The organism is Trueperella bialowiezensis (genome assembly GCF_900637955.1).
GTDB lineage: Bacteria > Actinomycetota > Actinomycetes > Actinomycetales > Actinomycetaceae > Trueperella > Trueperella bialowiezensis.
In genome coordinates, this window is the sequence record NZ_LR134476.1 from 603,741 (window position 1) to 620,875 (window position 17,135).

The window sequence follows — 17,135 nt, forward strand, 5'->3', positions numbered from 1 at the left end:
CCCGGCAGAATTGCTATATAAGCAGAAACGAGCCCGTTTGGCGGCGTCGAGTCCGGCAGAATTGCTATATAAGCAGAAACGGGCGAGCACCGGCCTGAAACCGGCCGAAAAAGCAGGTGGGTGCGACCCTTACGAGTCGCACCCACCTGCCACTAGCTTTGCGCACGAGCGCAGCAGTTAAATCTACTTCTCTTCTTCGAGATCCTTGCGGGTCTTCGAAGCGTCAAGGCGAATGCCCGGGCCCATCGTGGTGGACACGGTGGCCTTGCGAATGTACTTGCCCTTGGCCGATGCCGGCTTCAGGCGCAGAACTTCTTCCTGGACAGCTGCATAGTTGTCGAGCAGCTGGTCGAGTTCGAAGCTCGTGTTGCCAACGATGAAGGCGAGGTTACCGTGCTTATCAACACGGAACTCGATCCGGCCACCCTTGATGTCAGACACGGCCTTGGCCACGTCCATCGTCACGGTGCCAGTCTTCGGGTTCGGCATGAGACCACGCGGACCAAGCACACGGCCAAGACGGCCCACCTTGCCCATCATGTCCGGGGTTGCCACTGCGGCATCGAAGTCGGTCCAGCCGGCTTCAACTTTGGCGATCAGGTCGTCGTCGCCAACCTCGTCGGCTCCGGCGTCGAGTGCCGCCTGGGCGTTCGCGCCCTGTGCGAACACGACGACGCGCGAGGTCTTACCCGTACCGTGCGGCAGGTTGACCGTGCCGCGAACAAGCTGGTCTGCCTTGCGCGGATCAACGCCGAGGCGGAACATCACTTCGACAGTCGAGTCGAACTTGGTCACGGAGGTCTTCTTAGCGAGGTCGAACGCCTCGCGAGGGGTGTACACTTCGCCGCGCTGAACAAGTTCAGCGGCCTTGCGATAGTTCTTTGAGCGCTTTGCCATTCTGCTTTCTCCTTCGGCAGTCGTGGGAAACGAGCCAGCTCCAGGCTCTACCACGGCAACTTGGTAGTCGCGATTTAAATCTCGTCGGTGGTCACGCCCATCGAGCGCGCGGTGCCGGCGATGATGCGGGCGGCGTTGTCGATGTCGTTGGCGTTGAGGTCCGGCTCTTTCGTCTTGGCGATCTCACGCAGCTGGTCTGCGGTGAGGTGCCCAACCTTGTCGGTGTGCGGCACGCCGGAACCCTTCTTGATGCCCGCGTACTTCTTGATGAGGTCAGCGGCCGGAGGGGTCTTCGTGATGAAGTCGAACGAGCGATCCTCGTACACGGTGATCTCGACCGGGATGACGTTTCCACGCATGGACTCGGTAGCAGCGTTGTACGCCTTGACGAAGTCCATGATGTTCACGCCGTGCTGACCCAGAGCGGGGCCAATCGGCGGTGCAGGAGATGCAGCACCAGCTTCGATCTGGAGCTTGATCAGACCTGCAACCTTCTTCTTGGGAGGCATAATTTGATCCTTCTTTTTACTAGGGAACCATCATCATGGCAACGATGATGGGCGTCCAACAGTGATCAAGAGGTGGCGCCGCGGCCGAAGCCGCCAGCAGTTCGGGTGGAGTGCCCGAACTAGTCCATCTTCTTAACCTGGCTGAAGGACAGGTCGACCGGGGTTTCCTGGCCGACAAGAGTCATGAGCACGGTGAGCCTCTGGTTCGCCGCGTCAACTTGTGAAATTGTAGCTGGCATTCCAACCCACGGCTCGGTGGTGAGCGTCACGGTTTCGCCAACCTCGTAGTCTGCGACCACCTGCGGGGCGCCAGAAACAACCGGCTTACCTGCAGCCTTGGCCGCTTCAGCAGCTTCTTGTTCGACGACGGGCGTGAGCATTTGCACGACTTCACGCTCCGTGAGCGCAACCGGATCGCGGCCGTTACCAACGAAGCCAGTCACACCGTTCGTGTCTTGAACGGCACGCCACGAGTCGTCCGTCATCTCCATACGCACAATCGCGTAGCCGGGCATCCGCACGCGGGAAACGAGCTTGCGCTGGCCCTTCTTCACCTCGTAGACCTGCTCCATCGGCACCTGTACTTCGAAGATGTAATCTTCCATGTTCAGGGTGTGGATACGGTATTCGAGATCCTGCTTGACGCGCTTTTCGTAGCCGGCGTACGTGTGCAGCACATACCAGTCGCCAGGTAGGCCCTTGATACGCTTGCGCACCGTTTCTTCGGTGACCACGCCGTCGTCTTCCTCAGCGGATTCAGCTTCGTCAGCGACGCCGTCTGCCTCGGCTTCAGCCGTATCTTCAGCGACGTCGTCCGCAGCCTCGGACTCGTCAACTTCGGGAGCGTCAGGCAGTTCCACTTCCTCCGAGGCGTCAGCTACCTCACCCACAGGCGTGGTGTCGGCCGTTTCGGCGTCGGAAAAGAGCTCGTTGACTGCGAATTCTTCCTCAGACATTCTCCCTACTTTCAGTTAGCACCGGCGTTAGCCGAAGATCCAGAACATCGACTGGTTGAAGACGACGTCGAGAATCGTCACGAAAATCATCACAATCGTCACAAAGAAAATGACGGTGAGGAACAGGTTCCACAACTCCTTACGGGTTGGGCGCTGCACCTTTTTGAACTCGGCGATGACTTCCTTAAAGAACGTGACGATGCGCTGCCACAGGCTCTTCTTCTCAACGGACTCACGCCCGCGAGATGATCCGCTTGCTGCACGGCTCATCGGTTGTCTCCTCTCGGTCTATGTGGAAAACGGCCCATCGATTGGGCCGCCTTCTGAGCAGGGTAGGAGGGACTCGAACCCACAACCGCCGGTTTTGGAGACCGGTGCGCTACCAATTGCGCCACTACCCTATGGCCTGTCACTTCATTATGCCTGACGAAGCCTTAGGATTGCCAGACTGGCAACTCGCACAATTGTAGTCAGAAGAATCCCAAAACTCTAGGCACGGTGGGGCTCGAGCTTGTAATTCTCACCACGTTCATCTGCGGACACATGCCGGACGTCCGTGCACGAACCGGCGATTTCTGCCACGATACAAGCATGGCACAAGAACCAAAGAACAGAGTTTCCCAGCGCCTCGCCGCGCTGCAACCATCGGCCACTCTCGCGGTTGACGCGAAAGCGAAAGCGCTCAAAGCGCAGGGTAAGCCGGTTATTGGTTTCGGCGCGGGCGAGCCAAATTTCCCGACGCCGGCGCACATCGTCGATGCTGCAGTCGCAGCGGCGGTCGATCCGAAGAACCACAAGTACACCGTGGCTAAGGGACTGCCCGAACTGCGCGCGGCCATTGCGGCCAAGACGAAGGCGGACAGCGGCGTCGTCGTTGATCCGGACAACATTATCGTCACGAACGGCGGCAAGCAGGCCGTCTATCAGGCGTTCGTCTCGCTGCTTGACGACGGCGACGAAGCAATCCTGCCGGCCCCGTACTGGACCACCTACCCGGAGGCGATCCGCCTGGCTGGCGGCGTGCCCGTCGAAGTGCTGGCTGGTTCGGATCAGGACTACAAGGTCACCGTTGCCCAGCTCGATGCGGCCCTCACCGAACGTACGAAGGTGCTGCTTATGTGCTCGCCGTCGAACCCGACGGGCGCGGTCTACTCCCCCGCCGAGCTGCGGGAGATCGGCCAGTGGGCGCTCGATAACGGCGTGTGGGTGATCTCCGATGAAATTTACGAGCACCTCGTCTACGAAGGCGAGATGTCCTACATCCTCGCCGAAGTACCGGAGCTACAGAACCAGACGATCGTGGTCAACGGCGTGGCCAAGACGTACGCGATGACGGGTTGGCGCGTGGGCTGGATGCATGGTCCGGCCGACGTCATGAAGAAGGTGGCGAACTTCCAGTCGCATATCACCTCCAACGTGTCCAACGTCTCTCAGCGTGCGGCGATCGCCGCTCTGGAAGGTGACCAAGAGGTTGTGGCAGACATGAAGCAGGCCTTCGATCGGCGTCGTCGCAAGCTCGTCGAGATGCTCCGCGAGATCGACGGTTTCGAGGTCCCCATGCCCACCGGCGCTTTCTACGTGTACCCCAACGTGCAGGCCCTGCTCGGCAAGGAGATCAACGGCAAGGTGGCTAACACCACCTCGGAGCTTGCCGAGTTGATCCTCGACGAGGCCGAAGTGGCAGTCGTACCCGGGGAGGCTTTCGGCGCCCCCGGCTACATTCGAATGGGTTACGCGCTGTCCGACGACGACCTCGTCGAAGGAGCCCAGCGCCTGCAAAAGCTCTTCGGCTAGGCGCAGCGCACGCCCGCGCGTGCCAGCCAGCTATCAACAACGTCCATACGCGCCAGCGCCTGTTTCTTCCAATTGGTGCTGGCGCGTTGGCGTGCTGAGGCCACGAGTGAGAGCACGACGCCGGCTGAGGAGGCCGCGAGCGCAACCGGATCAACCTCGCGACGAGCTCGAGCAAACCACGTCTGAGCTAGTGCGCCAAGCCCTGCGTATTTAGGGTTGAGGCTGGGCAGAACTGATAGGTGTCCGAGCAGGCAGCCCCAGTCGTCGGCGCGGTATCCCGGGCCGAACGAGTCAAGATCGAGCAGGCCGGTCACCTGCCCGGTGGCGGGTGAGACGAGGATGTTGGCTTCGTAGAAGTCGCCGTGTGTGGCGGTGAGCGGGCCGAGGTCTGCGTCTGCGCGGAGCTGGGTGATGTCTGCGGCGGCTTGCCGTGCCCGGCTGGCGAGCTCCGGTGCTGACGCTGCGATCGATCTTGCGTACTGGTCGGCTCGCTCGGACCATGCGGGCCGGCGTTTCAGGCCGCGTCCGATGAGTGGCAGGGAATCGAGAGTGGTTGACAGCGATTCGAAGGTGGCGTCAAGGTTCTCACCGCGCACGTAAGCGGCAGAGAGCGCCCTACCCGTGACCGCGCTTGTCAAAATGAGCCCCTCAGGAGTGGAGCCAACCAGCCGCGGGGTCGGTAACTGTGCCGCCTCACAGATGTGCAGGCGCTGGACGTGCTGCGCCACATCTACCGGGCGGATCACTTTCGCGTAAATATCGTGGTCAGATGTGCTCGCGCGGACGACTGCCCTGCGTGTTGGGCGGTAACTGAGTAGCTCAACTTCGACGTCGTCGTTCACGTGCTTGCCAAGCTTCTCAGGATCGCAAGCGAGTTCGAGTGCGGGCAGTTCGGGATCGTGCGGGAACTGCCACACATGGACCGGCAGGTTATCGGCATACAGGGTTTGAGCGCCTGCCAGTTTGAGCAGATCCGGCGCAATACGGGCGGTTGAGGCGACGACGTAGAGGTCGCCACGGATGCGTTCATTGCGGTTTGTTCCCGTGAACTCGTCCCACACCACCGAATAACCCACGGATATTCCTGCGCCGGGGCGGTGATTGACAGCATGAACGTGCCACGAGCGCACGATGCCAAGGTCGGACAATCCGAGGCGTAGCATTTCTCCTGCGGACTGGCCGGTGAGTAGCCTGAGCGCCCGGGTCTCCTCACTCCGTGTTCCTGCCATATGTCTTTTATAGAAGGTCTTCCGGCTCCGTTCAAACCGCCGGAGTGTATGGGCAGGTAGGGCGTGGCTAGAATGAGGCCATGCGGGATTTGAAAACCTTGCCAAAAGCGCATGTCCATTTGCACTTCACAGGATCAATGAGGGTGTCCACGCTTGTTGATCTTGCAGCGGAGCAGGACATCCGTTTGCCGGCGAATCTCACCGACGCCACGGCACTTCAAGTTCCCGCGAACGAACGCGGCTGGTTCCGTTTCCAACGTTCTTACGACGCCGCCCGCAAAGTGGTCCGCAGCGAAGAAGCAATGCGCCGGATCGTCCGGGAGGCCGCTGCCGACGACGCCGCAGAAGGCTCCCGCCGTCTCGAATTACAGATCGACCCGACGTCGTACGCTCCTTTCGTTGGCGGTATCACGCCCGCTCTTGAGATCGTGTTAGACGAGGCGGCGTCGGCGTCGCAGGCAACCGGAGTTGAGGTGGCAATTATTGTGGCTGCCTCGCGGATCAAGCACCCGCTTGATGCTCGTACACTCGCACGCCTCGCAGCAAAACATGCCGGGGATGGGCCCGGCCAAGTGGTCGGCTTTGGGCTGTCCAACGACGAACGGCGCGGCCAGACGTCCCAATGGGCCGGAGCTTTCCAGATTGCACGCCGGGCCGGGCTCGCCTCCGTGCCACATGCCGGTGAACTGCTGGGGCCCGACCACATCCGCGAAGTTGTCACCCACCTCCAGCCCACGAGGCTCGGGCATGGCGTACGCGCCGCAGAAGACCCCGAGCTTCTTGCCCGCATTGTTGACGCCGGGATCGCGCTCGAAGTGTGCCCGACGTCGAACGTGCAGCTCGGCGTTTACGATTCACCAGGCGACGTGCCACTACGCCGCCTTGCTGACGCCGGCGCACAGGTAGCCCTCGGAGCCGACGATCCGTTGCTGTTCCTGTCTCGGCTCACCGACCAGTACCAGATTGCACGCGATCAGGGCTTTTCCGACGCCGAACTCGCCGGTTTTGCGAAAGCCTCCATTACGGCGTCGCTGGCAAGTGCCGAGTCGAAACAGTGCTGGCTCAGCGAGGTTGACGACTGGCTGGCAGTCAATCCATCTGCGGATTAAATCTCTAGACCGACCAGCACCGGCTCAGGCACAAGCCGCACGCCAAACCGGGCCTGCACGCCGTCGCGAACCTCACGGGCAAGCCGCACAATATCAGCGGCACTCGCCCCGCCCCGATTTGTCAGTGCAAGGCAGTGCTTCGTGGACAGGGCGGCCGGGCCGGGCATGTTGTAGCCCGCGTGGAATCCAGCATGATCAATAAGCCACGCCGCTGAGGTTTTCACCTGGCCGGGAATCTGCGGCGCGGCCGCACCGATCTGGTTGACCGCATCATGTTTGGCCACCCCGAAGCGCGGAGCTTCCTCCGGCAGCTGCGCCGCCTCAGCTTCGGTCAACACTGGGTTAGTAAAAAACGAGCCCAGAGAATACGTGTCGCGATCGGCGTCTTCGAGAACCATCCCCTTCGAACGCCGCAACTCCAACACGGCTGCCCGCACGTCGCTACTGGGGGCGCGCTCACCAAGGTCGATACCGAGCTTGCCCGCAAGCTGCGAGTAACCCACCGGGCGGGACAGCGTGGCCCTACGCAGGTGCAACTCCACCGACAGCACGATATAGCGCGGCGAAGCCCCAAACTTGCCAATCGAGCGTTTCAGTATCGAATCGCGATACCCGAACTTGAGGTCCGACAGGAATAGGGTGCGGATGCGCTTCTCCGCTCTGTCATACACGCGCACCGACGCCAGCGTTTCCGCAATTTCTTGCCCGTATGCCCCGATATTTTGCACGGGCGCAGCCCCAACCGAACCGGGAATCCCCGACAGCGCCTCTACACCCATCCATCCGTGCTCAACAGCGTAAACGACGACGTCGTCCCACGGCGTTCCCGCAGTCGCCCGCAGTTGCGCTCCCCCGCATCCGTCGTCGCCCAGTGTGGTGATCTCACGCCGGCCATCACGCACGACGACGCCGTCGAACGGTTCGTCGGATGCCAGCACATTCGAACCGCCGCCGAGTACTAAAACGGGCGTGCCCTCGTGGTCGGCTTGTGCGATCGTGTCCACGAGCTCGTCTTCAGTCGTAGCAGTGACGACGCGCGCGGCTTTCCCGCCCACGGCGATCGTCGTCATCTGAGCAAGGCTCTCCTCGCCGGTCATACGGCTGGACGGGACGGGCGGAACGGTAGAGGTTGGTTCAGACGGTTCAGGTATCGAGCAGGACATGTGGCTCCTATCTGCGGGTATACACGTCAATCGCGCGAGCAATAAGCGGGCGCAACGCCAATTGGAATTCGCCAATCTTTTCAAAAATCTTCGGGTTGAAACGGGACTTAAAGCGCATGAGCGAATCGTCCAACGTGCCATCAACCCCGCCAAGCGACACGGCCTGAATCCCATCTGCAAACCCATCGCTCAGCGCTTCCACCCACAGCAGATGCTGCGCGGGGATATTACCGTAATCCCGATTGGTTCCCGCATAAAGCATTTCCGCAGACGGCCCGTAACGCACCATGAGCACACCCGCGAGCGTAACAACATCCCCGTCAATCGGATGGCGTTCTTCCAATTCAGCAAGCCGCTTCGTGGTGCCCGCTATCTGATCACGCAGCCGATTAACCGTCTTAGCGGCGCTGGTGTTCTCGAGCTGCTCTTCGGCCTGGCGGATATCCGAACGATATTTGTTGATCGTCGCCACGATATCCAGCTTGGCGAGGTAAATCCGGGCATCATCCCCGTAAGCGCTCAAAATCTTTTCGTAATACGGCTTGGCACGCAGATTGATCTGCTTCGCTTTCTCGGTGTCAGCTATAACATCCACGAAGTCATCCAACAGTTCAACACCCCCGTGGATGACCTCAACGTGACGGTTTCTCGCATTGTTCGCCATCGTGCGCGAACGCTTAGGAAGGCTAGCGAAAAAGTCGCCATCCGGAGCATAGGCCACCGGAATATGGCGCGGCTGGAAAGACTCAGAAAAACTCATCGTGAACCCGCGATGCCTATAGTTCTCCGCCTCGATTCGCTTCAATATTGCAAGTGCGCGCTCATCACGTTCTTCAGGTAGCTCATCAACGGGTGCGTGGCGTACGGGAATCAGCGGATCAATTCGCACGGCAACAGCCCGCGCCTTTTTAGCGTAGACGCCAAGCTCACGCAGATACGTCTCCAAGGCCTGGGGGCGCTCATAGTCAAGAATCGGGCCATGGGGCAGATACCAAAAACTAAAGCCGAACGGCAGCCGGCGGCGAAGTACCAGACCGGCGGCGACCAGCGCGCCGTCGTCGTCACGCAACCCGGTGAGCAGATGCGTCCAGCCTGACTTGACCTGCGCCCACTGCGGCGACTGCAACACGTTACACTGCGGCTGCGCCGTCACAAAGGCATCATATTCGCCCGTGCTGACCTGGGGATCAAACTGCACCTGTGCCCTCCTTCATTACCGCCTGTAAGTCTACCCGAGCCCGGCCAGCCACTCGCCGAGCCCAACCACTCGCCCAGCCCGAATACGAAAAAGACCCCCGCGATGCGGAGGTCTTCCTGATCCACGCCCAACGCCGGGTTGACCGGGCTCGTTGCGCAGTGGAATCGCCGCGCGAACTAGCGCGTTTCACGGTGCACTGTCGACGAGTTGCACCGCGGGCAGTACTTCTTCATTTCGAGACGATCCGGCGTGTTGCGACGGTTCTTCTTCGTAATGTAGTTGCGCTCCTTGCAATCCTCGCATGCGAGGGTGATCTTGGGGCGAACGTCTGCAGACTTAGTAGCCACTGTGTTTTCCTCACGTTCGGTTGGATTGAAGCGGGATTGCTTCTCGGCTAGGCACCCTGCCCTGCCGGTCGTAGCGAGAGCGGGGTTTGAACCCGCGACCTCACGATTATGAGTCGTGCGCTCTGACCAACTGAGCTACCTCGCCAAAAACATTCCTGGATAGGAATCCTTCCAAGAATGGTTTGAGCCCCGAGAGGGAATCGAACCCTCGACCTTCTCCTTACCATGGAGACACTCTGCCGACTGAGCTATCGGGGCGGCGTTGGCAAGCCTACCAGTGTTGGCATGCTTTCCAACATTTACGGATGGAAATCACCATTCGCGTGACTACTTTCGTAGCTGTGGCGGATGAGGGATTCGAACCCCCGTAGCTTTCGCGTCTGATTTACAGTCAGATACCATTGGCCGCTCGGTCAATCCGCCTCGCTATGGAATGATCCATATGCGACTATTGAGATTAGCAAACTCACCCGTGTCGGTGTCAAACCAAAAAGCGCTTTACGGCTGCCGTGCTGGTCACACTTTCACGGGGCGGCTTTCTCAGTAGAGTTTGCCGTCGTGCTCTTCGCCGCGGGAAATCGCCGTCATCGTCTCTCGTTCCACAACCTTGATCCGTTCGCGTCCCTGTTCGGCACCGAGTGCTTTCTCGTATTCTTCGAGCAACTCCCAGCCGTGCCACGTGGTGTATCGCACGCCGCGCTCTTCGAGCACCTTGCGGGTTTCTTCCCAACCCACGGCGTCCGTGGTCGCGTGAAGAACACCGGCTTCGTAATCTTCAATGAGGTGCCCGATGGTTTCCTGGGCGTCCGACTTGGTTGAGCCGATCAGGCCGACCGGCCCGCGCTTAATCCAGCCAGTGGCATACATGCCCGGCACAACATCGCCGCCTGGGCCGTCGGTGACGCGGCCTTCGACGTTCGGGACGATACCGCGCTCGTCGTCAAACGGCGCACCCGGAATCGGGGAGGAGAAATAGCCGACGGCACGGTAGACGGCTTGCACCGGGTAGTCGATGTATTCGCCGGTCCCCTTCACCGAGCCGTCACCTTGCAACGCGGTGCGTTCCATGCGGATGCCTTCCACTTTGCCGTTGCCGAGGATTTCGTGGGGTGCCTGCAGCATGTGAATGTGGATTCGACGCGACGCCGTCAGGTCCTCTTCTTCTTGGAACACCCATTCCGTGAGTTGCTCGACTACTTGGCGGGTCATCTTCGAAGCTTCCATGGCTTGTTCTGAACCTTCGTCGTAGTCGAAGTCTTCGGGGTAGACGATGATATCGACGTCGTTGAGCTGGCCGAGTTCGCGCAGTTCCATAGGCGTGAACTTCACTTGGGCGGGCCCACGCCGGCCGAACACGTGCACGTCAGTCACCGGTGAGGCACGGAAGCCGTCTTCCACGTTCTTCGGGATCTCGGTGACCATGAGGTCGTCCGGATGCTTGGCGAGCATACGTGCCACGTCGAGAGCCACGTTACCCACGCCCAGCACGGCAATCTGTTCGGCTTCCAACGGCCACGTGCGCGGGTAATCGGGGTGGCCGTCATACCAGTACACGAAATCGGCGGCACCATACACGCCGGGCAGGTCCGAACCGGGAATGCTGAACGGGGCGTCCCGATCGGCTCCGGTGGCGAACACGACGGCGTCGTAATGCTCGTGAATCTCATCAAGATCGAGATCAGCGCCGATCTCCACGTTACCAACCAGGCGGATATCGCCGCGCTTGAGCACGTTGTAAAGTGCCCTGATGATCGCTTTGATACGGGGATGATCCGGGGCGACGCCGTAGCGCACTAAACCATAGGGGGCAGGCAGTTTCTCATACAGGTCAATCTTCACGTCAATCCCCGATTTGGACAGGATGTCTGACGCGTAGATGCCAGCCGGGCCGGCCCCAATGACTGCTACATGGAGTGAACGTTTGGCCACGTAAACCTCTTCCGATCGTAAGCACCGAATGTTCGGCACGTGCCGGGCAAGCCGGCGGGACACCGGACGCTAAGTGAGCCGCCCGGTCTAGACCCTCATATCCTAGTTGGCACGATATGTTCTGCCTATGACATGGCGGTGGCGGGTGACCAAATCGTCACCCGCCACCGCGGTTCTCACATAGCGTTTCTTACGATTCCGCACCAGGCCCGTAGTCTGATGTGGTGGCATCTAGTCGGATGACGCCGTACGTCCATCCGCGACGCCGATAGGCGGCACAGGGCTGTTTCGTCTCTTCGTCGATGAAGAGGTAGAACGGGTGGCCGATCAGTTCCATTTCGTCGATCGCTTGCTCAACCGACATGGGCTTAGCTTCGTAAAGCTTTTGACGTACCACGGCCGGTGAATCGCCGAGCTGGCTCTCAACAGCTTCACCAACTTCGGCTGGTACTCGCCGTTCGTCTTCTGGCTCCGGCTCCGGTGCCGGCTTTGCCAACAATTCTTCGATGGGTAGATCTGCCACGGGCTGTTCGCGCCGGTCTCCCTTGCGCCGATTCTTCTTCTTTTCGTGCTTGCGACGTAGCCGTTCAAACAGTTTTTGGGCGGCTAGATCGAGCGCCCCGTACTTGTCTGAGGCGGACGCTTCTGCGCGCACCACCGGCCCCTTATCGCGAACCGTGATCTCGATCCGCTCCGACGTTTCCACCTGGGAAGGATTCGCTTCGTGCGTGATCTCCACCTCGACTCGTTGAGTGTGGGGCGCAAACTGTTCGATCTTCGCAAGCTTGTCTTCAACGTGTGCGCGGAAGCTACCCTTGACCTCGGTGTTCCTACCGGTGACTACGATTTCCATGATGACCTCCTATGGCCATTGTTGAATGTGGGTCTCAACCCCGAAACATGTTCTCGCTCCAAGCGAGCTATTCATCACCTCCACCAGCAGTTTTGACCTTCTGGTTACCGAAAGTTTTAATGACATTAGTATACGAGAAATACGCTATTTTTGTGACTCAACGCACGAACTCATCGTGGGTTGGGAGTGGCTGCGAGCGCGAAGCTAGCGATCACGCGCCCTCCTGCAGATTTCACCGCTCGCGAAGCCCCGGCGAGTGTGGCACCGGTGGTGACGACGTCGTCGACGATGACGACGTCGCGTCCGCGTAACTGCGCTCCGTGAACGACGGCCACGTTTCGTGTTTTGTGCCCGCGCGCCTCTAGTCCTCGCACACGCCCGGTCCGGCCGCGGCGGAGCACGTTCACGTAGTTTGCTCCCGTGTGATCCGCGAGCGCTTGGGCAATCACGCCCGCGACGAAGCGACCTTGCCGGGTTCGTTTTCCCGACGACGGAGCCGCGACGATCGTAGCGGGTCCGCGTTGGGCAGGAATCTGCGGTACGCCGGTTCTTCCAATCACGTCCGAAAAGGCGCGGTCAAGCCGCTGGTCGGCGACGTTTTTCCAGCGAACGATAGCCTGGGCTACGGCGCCCGCGTAGTCAGCTAGCGCGAAAACCGGGAAGGGCGAGATGTCCGGTCCTCCTTCGGGGTCGACGTGGCTGAGATAGGGCAGTTGCTCATCCACCCGGTACCACGTGGTTGAAAACAGTGCAGCGCATTGCGCGCAGAGGTCTTCATCCCACTGTCCGCATCCCGCACATGATCGTGGGAAGACAATATCCAGCGCGTCATTCCATACGTCGCGCAGCCGCGTGAGCCATTCCGTTGTCTCCATGGGATAACCGTGGCATGACCCGCACTCTTCCCGCACGGCGATCCGGCGAGCTGTGGATAGGGGTCACGTCTACCGCATTCCGGGGGTACATGTTTCGTTCCCGGGGTACCGAATCCGGCGAATTGTCTACCCCGGCAAGCAAACGTGTACCCCGGGAATGCAAGAAGCTATGCAGGCTCGCTCAGCCGGGATAGGCCGGCGCCGTCACGTCTTCGGCAATGACTCGCCAGCCTGCGCCGTCGTAGGAGAGCAGGTCGTTGTTGGCGTTTTGGATGACGACGGAGTCGGTGCCTCTACCCGCTGCGATCGCCACCACGTTATCTGCGCTTGCCAGCGGAGCGCCGGGCACTCCCAGCCCCACGGTGACGACCCCGCTCGTGCTCGTCCCCTGATTACGCGCGAGCGCTGCCACGCGAACCTCTGACGTCCATGCAACATCTGCCACATCGTATTGGGATTGGCCAAACCGCAATGGTTCACCGATCTCGATCGGAACCCCTGCGGTGTCGCGGGCGATCGCCGCGGCAATCATCTGAGCTTGGCCGTCACGTTCGGCCACAACCACCATCCGGGCACCTTCCCGTGATACGGCGATGTCACGGACCGTTAAGCCTTGCAACCAGGACACGTCGAACACCACGTGTTGCCCGCTGTCACGGTGGAAAGCTTGCATCTTCGCGTTAGCTTCACGCTCGGTCGTCCACACCCAGCCGTGCCGATCAACAGAGGGCGCCACTAAGTTGGTACCTTGAATCATCGGGCTCGCGCCGTCGCCGCTAAGGCTCACGTTGTAAATCGTCTGGCCGCCGTTACCAAGGCCGGCTGCCCAGGACGCCGGATCGGAATACGACGGCGCAATGGCCGTGAGCGCTAGGCCTTCTGGAGCGGAGATCTGCGTGACTGTTCCACTGCTGACCGTGGCGGGTAGTCCGTTGGACAACCCGGTCAGCGTGTACGACGAATAGGGGTATGAACTCAGATCACGCTTTTCTGGGATATCAAGTTCTGCCCCCTGCGACGTTAACTTCACAGACTGCACTCCGGAAACGTTCATCAACGTTTTGGATACTTGCGCTTCCATAGCGATGCGATCAGCTTCTGGGAGCGTTGCTACATCGGCTGAAAAATCGACATGGGCAACCCCGTCGGTGATGGTCACGCCTCGGGTGGTGAGCGAGGCTTCTGCGGGAAGTGCGCTGTGCGCGCCAGTGGCCAACCACTGCGAGGGGCCTCCTATCAGACCTTCTACCGCGGAAACAGCTTGGCTCGAATTCAAATACCAGCGTGCTTCGGGAACGAGTGCGGCGCGATCCGGTGTCAAAAAGTACAGGATCGTTTCGGCGTACAGGGATTGGAAAATCGAGGAGGGAATCATGATGCCATCGTCAAGCGTGGCTATTCGCCACTGGCCTTCCGCGTTCTTGACGAGGGAGAACTCCGCGTTGAGGATCGCATCCGGGGTGGCGCTCGTGTAGCGGCCGCGGTCGTCGAGTGTGCCAGCTGCGGCCGCGCTTACTCGGATTGCACCGTTGCGGGTTTGCGATACTGCCGGGTTTTGGGTGTCTTGGTAGATGCGTAACTCCGTGGCCGGATTCCACCGTGCTGCAGCCTCGGGTGTGAGGAATTGGCGGGCGACCGAAAAGTCTCCGGCCACACTTGCACCGGAGGCTCGTAGGAAGTCCGTCACAAGATTTTCGGGAGATGAATCCTGTGCCGGGCCTTGCGGGTCGATGATCACGCCGGCGTTTGGGCTATCTGGACGTGACACACGCTGTGGTTCTCCTGACACCGGTAGCCCTGCACATCCGGCAAGAGCGATCACCAGCGCGACCAGAGTGCAGATCCACCGTGTTTTGCGTGACGTCATCACAGCGCACCTCCGCTCACCTGGTCTTCTTCGGGTACAGGCTCGCTTTCCGGTGCGGGTTCATCTTCTGCAAGTGGCTCGCAGGCAGCGGGAGGCGTGAGCGGTATTGGCGGCACGAAAGAGCTGTGTGGAACTTTCGGCAGCGTGAGCAGGAAGGTTGCTCCCACACCCAGTTCACCTGCCACTTCGAGCGTTCCCCCGTGGATTTGGGCGTCTTCACGTGCGATTGTCAGCCCCAGGCCCGTGCCTCCCGACTTTCGTACGCGCGAGGCGTCCGCTCGCCAGAACCGTTCAAAAACGTGTTCGATCTGGTCTGATGAGATTCCGATTCCGTGGTCTTGGACCATGACGGCGACAGCGGTGTCGTTAGCTTGCACGACGACGTCGACTGGCTTTTCTTCCGCGTGTTCAAGCGCGTTGACAAGCAGGTTTCGTACGAGGCGCCGGATCCTGCGTGGCTCCACCTCTGCTTGCGTGTCCCCGTGGATAGTAAAACTCACTTGCACCGAGTTCGATTGGGCGAGCGGTTCGGCGGCCTCGATCACTTCAGCCACGAGATCGCCTACATCCGCTGATTCGGTGGCCAAGGTCATGCCGCCGGCGTCATATCGGGATATCTCTAACAAGTCCGCTAGCGTGGCATCCAGGTTGAGCAGCTGACTGTACTGCAGCTCAACGGCACGTTTCAGGTTGGCAGGCAGTTCCTCGCGTTTGTCGTAGATGAGCTGGCCGGCCATACGCACGGTCGTCACCGGGGAGCGTAGCTCGTGCGAGACCGCCGAGACGAACTCGGTTTGCACCTTCGATAGCCGCTCCATTTGAGTGAACTGTGTTTCTAAGGATTCCGCCATCTGATTGAACGATTCTGCCAACTGGGCGATCTCATCTGATCCTTTGACTTCCATGCGCGTGTGGAATTCGCCGTCGGCAAGCTGGCGCGCATTTTCTGACGCTTCGCGCACTGGGGAGAGCACCCAGCGCATCACTGCCCACGTCACCACGCCCAGCAGGAAGAGCAGCACGGCAACAGAAATCCACATCACCCGGGTGGTGCTTGATATGAGCTCTTCTTGGTTGGCCATCGAATAAGCCGCGTAGATTTCGTACAGACCAGCACCGGGGATGTCGATCGTGGTGCCAATAATGATGCCGGGCTGAATCGAATCGCCATCGGGAATACCTACTGATTGCCAGCCGATCTCGGAACTTTCAAGCACAAGCTCGCGTAACTCTGGGGTGATGAGCGACCGCACACGTGTTGCTGACGCGGTGGCCGGTTCGAAAATCTGGGTTGCCATCGCTGGCTGATCGGGAGCGCGCAATAGCACGGCACCCAACACTCCGCGCGTCGGATCGTACATGGAAGCTACGAGCGTGTTGGCTACTTCTTGGGTGCGCCCAGCGGATGGCGCAGAAGCACCAAAGCGATCTTGTGCGAGCTGGACGTCTGTTGAAAACTGTTCGACATCGGCGTCGACTGCGGCGTCAAAAACAGATGCACGCACTTGTGCGGTGATCGCGAATCCCATGATGACGATTCCCATCACACCGGCCGCAACGATGCTGACGATCACCCGCAGTGATAGGGACGAATACCACCGTTCTCGCAGCCCACCGATACGGCGAGTAAGTGAACGGAACCTCCCGCCAGCCGGCGCTGGCAAGTTCACTGCTCTGTAGATCCTGCTCGGTACCCAACCCCGCGCACGGTCAACACGACCTCGGGGTTTTCCGGATCCTTTTCCACCTTGGCGCGCAGGCGCTGAATGTGGACGTTGACTAGGCGCGTGTCAGATGAATGCCGGTATCCCCACACCTGTTCAAGCAGCTCCTCACGTGTGAACACCTGGTAGGGCTTGCTCGCGAGCACCTTGAGCAGATCAAATTCCAGCGGGGTCAAATGTAAAACTTCATCGCCGCGGCGAACCTCGTGAGCCTTCGGATCGATGACGAGATCGGCGATCTTCAGCGTGTCTGACTCAGGTTCTTGGCGGCGCAGGCGCGCCTTAATGCGCGCTAACAGCACGGAGTTTTCGAAAGGTTTGGTCACGTAATCGTCCGCGCCAGCTTCCAGCCCCGCGATCACGTCAACCGAGTCAGTTTTCGCGCTCATCATAATGATCGGCACGTCAGATTCTTCACGCAGGGCACGAGCCACCGACACGCCGTCCATGCCGGGCAACATGACATCCAAGAGCACAAGATCAGGGCGCTGTGCTCGATACAGCGGTAGGACGGCGTCGCCATGCGCACACGCAGATACTTCGTAGCCGTCGGTTTCCAACAGGATCGCAACCATTTCGGTGATCGCCGGGTCGTCGTCTACGACAAGAATGTGCATGTTAGCCCCTACCTCGCGCTGCCAAACATCGCCATTATACCAGTTAAAGATCTCATTCTTGCGAATGA

16 protein-coding genes and 4 tRNA genes are annotated in these 17,135 nt (G+C 60.0%); 2 read left to right on the forward strand and 18 right to left on the reverse strand.

Annotated elements, in window-relative coordinates; all coding sequences use genetic code 11:
* Positions 1 to 183 precede the first annotated feature (183 nt).
* From rplA to EL234_RS02845, 5 genes are all read right to left on the reverse strand, one after another.
* Positions 184 to 897, reverse strand: a complete 714-nt coding sequence (gene rplA, locus EL234_RS02825) for a 50S ribosomal protein L1 (protein ID WP_126416045.1) — start codon at positions 895 to 897, stop codon at positions 184 to 186.
* 74 nt (positions 898 to 971) lie between these two features.
* On the reverse strand, positions 972 to 1,406 hold the full coding sequence (gene rplK / locus EL234_RS02830) for a 50S ribosomal protein L11 (protein WP_126416046.1): 435 nt from the start codon (positions 1,404 to 1,406) through the stop codon (positions 972 to 974).
* Between the two features lie 119 nt (positions 1,407 to 1,525).
* Positions 1,526 to 2,362, reverse strand: a complete 837-nt coding sequence (nusG, locus tag EL234_RS02835) for a transcription termination/antitermination protein NusG (RefSeq protein ID WP_126416047.1) — start codon at positions 2,360 to 2,362, stop codon at positions 1,526 to 1,528.
* A gap of 27 nt (positions 2,363 to 2,389) precedes the next feature.
* Positions 2,390 to 2,632 carry a preprotein translocase subunit SecE gene (secE, locus tag EL234_RS02840; RefSeq protein WP_126416048.1) on the reverse strand — a complete coding sequence of 81 codons (243 nt, stop codon included), beginning with the start codon at positions 2,630 to 2,632 and terminating at the stop codon, positions 2,390 to 2,392.
* 58 nt (positions 2,633 to 2,690) lie between these two features.
* Positions 2,691 to 2,763: transfer RNA gene (locus tag EL234_RS02845), tRNA-Trp, on the reverse strand.
* A gap of 190 nt (positions 2,764 to 2,953) precedes the next feature.
* Between EL234_RS02845 and EL234_RS02850 the strand changes: the two genes are divergently transcribed.
* A complete protein-coding gene (locus tag EL234_RS02850) occupies positions 2,954 to 4,156 on the forward strand; it encodes a pyridoxal phosphate-dependent aminotransferase (protein ID WP_126416049.1) in 1,203 nt (400 codons plus the stop codon).
* On the opposite strand, the gene EL234_RS02855 is transcribed toward EL234_RS02850, so the two are convergent.
* A complete protein-coding gene (locus EL234_RS02855) occupies positions 4,153 to 5,385 on the reverse strand; it encodes a phosphotransferase (RefSeq protein ID WP_126416050.1) in 1,233 nt (410 codons plus the stop codon). The two genes, EL234_RS02850 and EL234_RS02855, sit on opposite strands and share 4 nt — an antisense overlap.
* An 80-nt stretch (positions 5,386 to 5,465) precedes the next feature.
* Here EL234_RS02855 and EL234_RS02860 point away from each other — a divergent pair, with 80 nt between their 5' ends.
* Positions 5,466 to 6,494: an adenosine deaminase gene (locus EL234_RS02860; RefSeq protein ID WP_126416051.1), complete on the forward strand. Its 1,029-nt coding sequence runs from the start codon at positions 5,466 to 5,468 to the stop codon at positions 6,492 to 6,494.
* On the opposite strand, the gene EL234_RS02865 is transcribed toward EL234_RS02860, so the two are convergent.
* The 12 genes from EL234_RS02865 to mtrA form a co-directional block, all read right to left on the reverse strand.
* Positions 6,491 to 7,657 (reverse strand): UDP-N-acetylmuramate dehydrogenase, encoded by a 1,167-nt coding sequence (locus EL234_RS02865; protein ID WP_126416052.1) that lies wholly within the window; start codon positions 7,655 to 7,657, stop codon positions 6,491 to 6,493. The genes EL234_RS02860 and EL234_RS02865 overlap by 4 nt on opposite strands.
* A 7-nt stretch (positions 7,658 to 7,664) precedes the next feature.
* The gene (locus EL234_RS02870; RefSeq protein WP_126416053.1) at positions 7,665 to 8,855 is read right to left on the reverse strand and encodes a peptidoglycan bridge formation glycyltransferase FemA/FemB family protein; all 1,191 of its coding nucleotides are present in this window, start codon (positions 8,853 to 8,855) and stop codon (positions 7,665 to 7,667) included.
* A 176-nt stretch (positions 8,856 to 9,031) separates the two neighbouring features.
* Positions 9,032 to 9,202 carry a 50S ribosomal protein L33 gene (gene rpmG / locus EL234_RS02875; RefSeq protein WP_126416054.1) on the reverse strand — a complete coding sequence of 57 codons (171 nt, stop codon included), beginning with the start codon at positions 9,200 to 9,202 and terminating at the stop codon, positions 9,032 to 9,034.
* 71 nt (positions 9,203 to 9,273) lie between these two features.
* Positions 9,274 to 9,347, reverse strand: a tRNA-Met gene (locus EL234_RS02880).
* A gap of 40 nt (positions 9,348 to 9,387) precedes the next feature.
* Positions 9,388 to 9,460 (reverse strand) — tRNA-Thr (locus EL234_RS02885).
* 84 nt (positions 9,461 to 9,544) lie between these two features.
* Positions 9,545 to 9,625: transfer RNA gene (locus tag EL234_RS02890), tRNA-Tyr, on the reverse strand.
* 117 nt (positions 9,626 to 9,742) lie between these two features.
* Positions 9,743 to 11,131, reverse strand: a complete 1,389-nt coding sequence (locus EL234_RS02895; protein ID WP_126416055.1) for an FAD-dependent oxidoreductase — start codon at positions 11,129 to 11,131, stop codon at positions 9,743 to 9,745.
* A gap of 190 nt (positions 11,132 to 11,321) precedes the next feature.
* Positions 11,322 to 11,984: a ribosome hibernation-promoting factor, HPF/YfiA family gene (gene hpf, locus EL234_RS02900; protein WP_126416056.1), complete on the reverse strand. Its 663-nt coding sequence runs from the start codon at positions 11,982 to 11,984 to the stop codon at positions 11,322 to 11,324.
* A 170-nt stretch (positions 11,985 to 12,154) separates the two neighbouring features.
* Entirely contained in the window at positions 12,155 to 12,859 is a 705-nt protein-coding gene (locus EL234_RS02905; RefSeq protein WP_126416057.1) for a ComF family protein, read from the reverse strand.
* A gap of 181 nt (positions 12,860 to 13,040) precedes the next feature.
* Positions 13,041 to 14,627, reverse strand: a complete 1,587-nt coding sequence (locus EL234_RS02910) for an LpqB family beta-propeller domain-containing protein (RefSeq protein WP_164712305.1) — start codon at positions 14,625 to 14,627, stop codon at positions 13,041 to 13,043.
* Between the two features lie 98 nt (positions 14,628 to 14,725).
* Positions 14,726 to 16,396, reverse strand: coding sequence for an MtrAB system histidine kinase MtrB (gene mtrB / locus EL234_RS02915; RefSeq protein WP_126416059.1), 1,671 nt, complete (start codon positions 16,394 to 16,396; stop codon positions 14,726 to 14,728).
* Positions 16,393 to 17,067, reverse strand: coding sequence for an MtrAB system response regulator MtrA (mtrA, locus tag EL234_RS02920; RefSeq protein WP_126416060.1), 675 nt, complete (start codon positions 17,065 to 17,067; stop codon positions 16,393 to 16,395). Before mtrA ends, mtrB begins: the two co-directional genes overlap by 4 nt.
* Between the last annotated feature and the right edge of the window lie 68 nt (positions 17,068 to 17,135).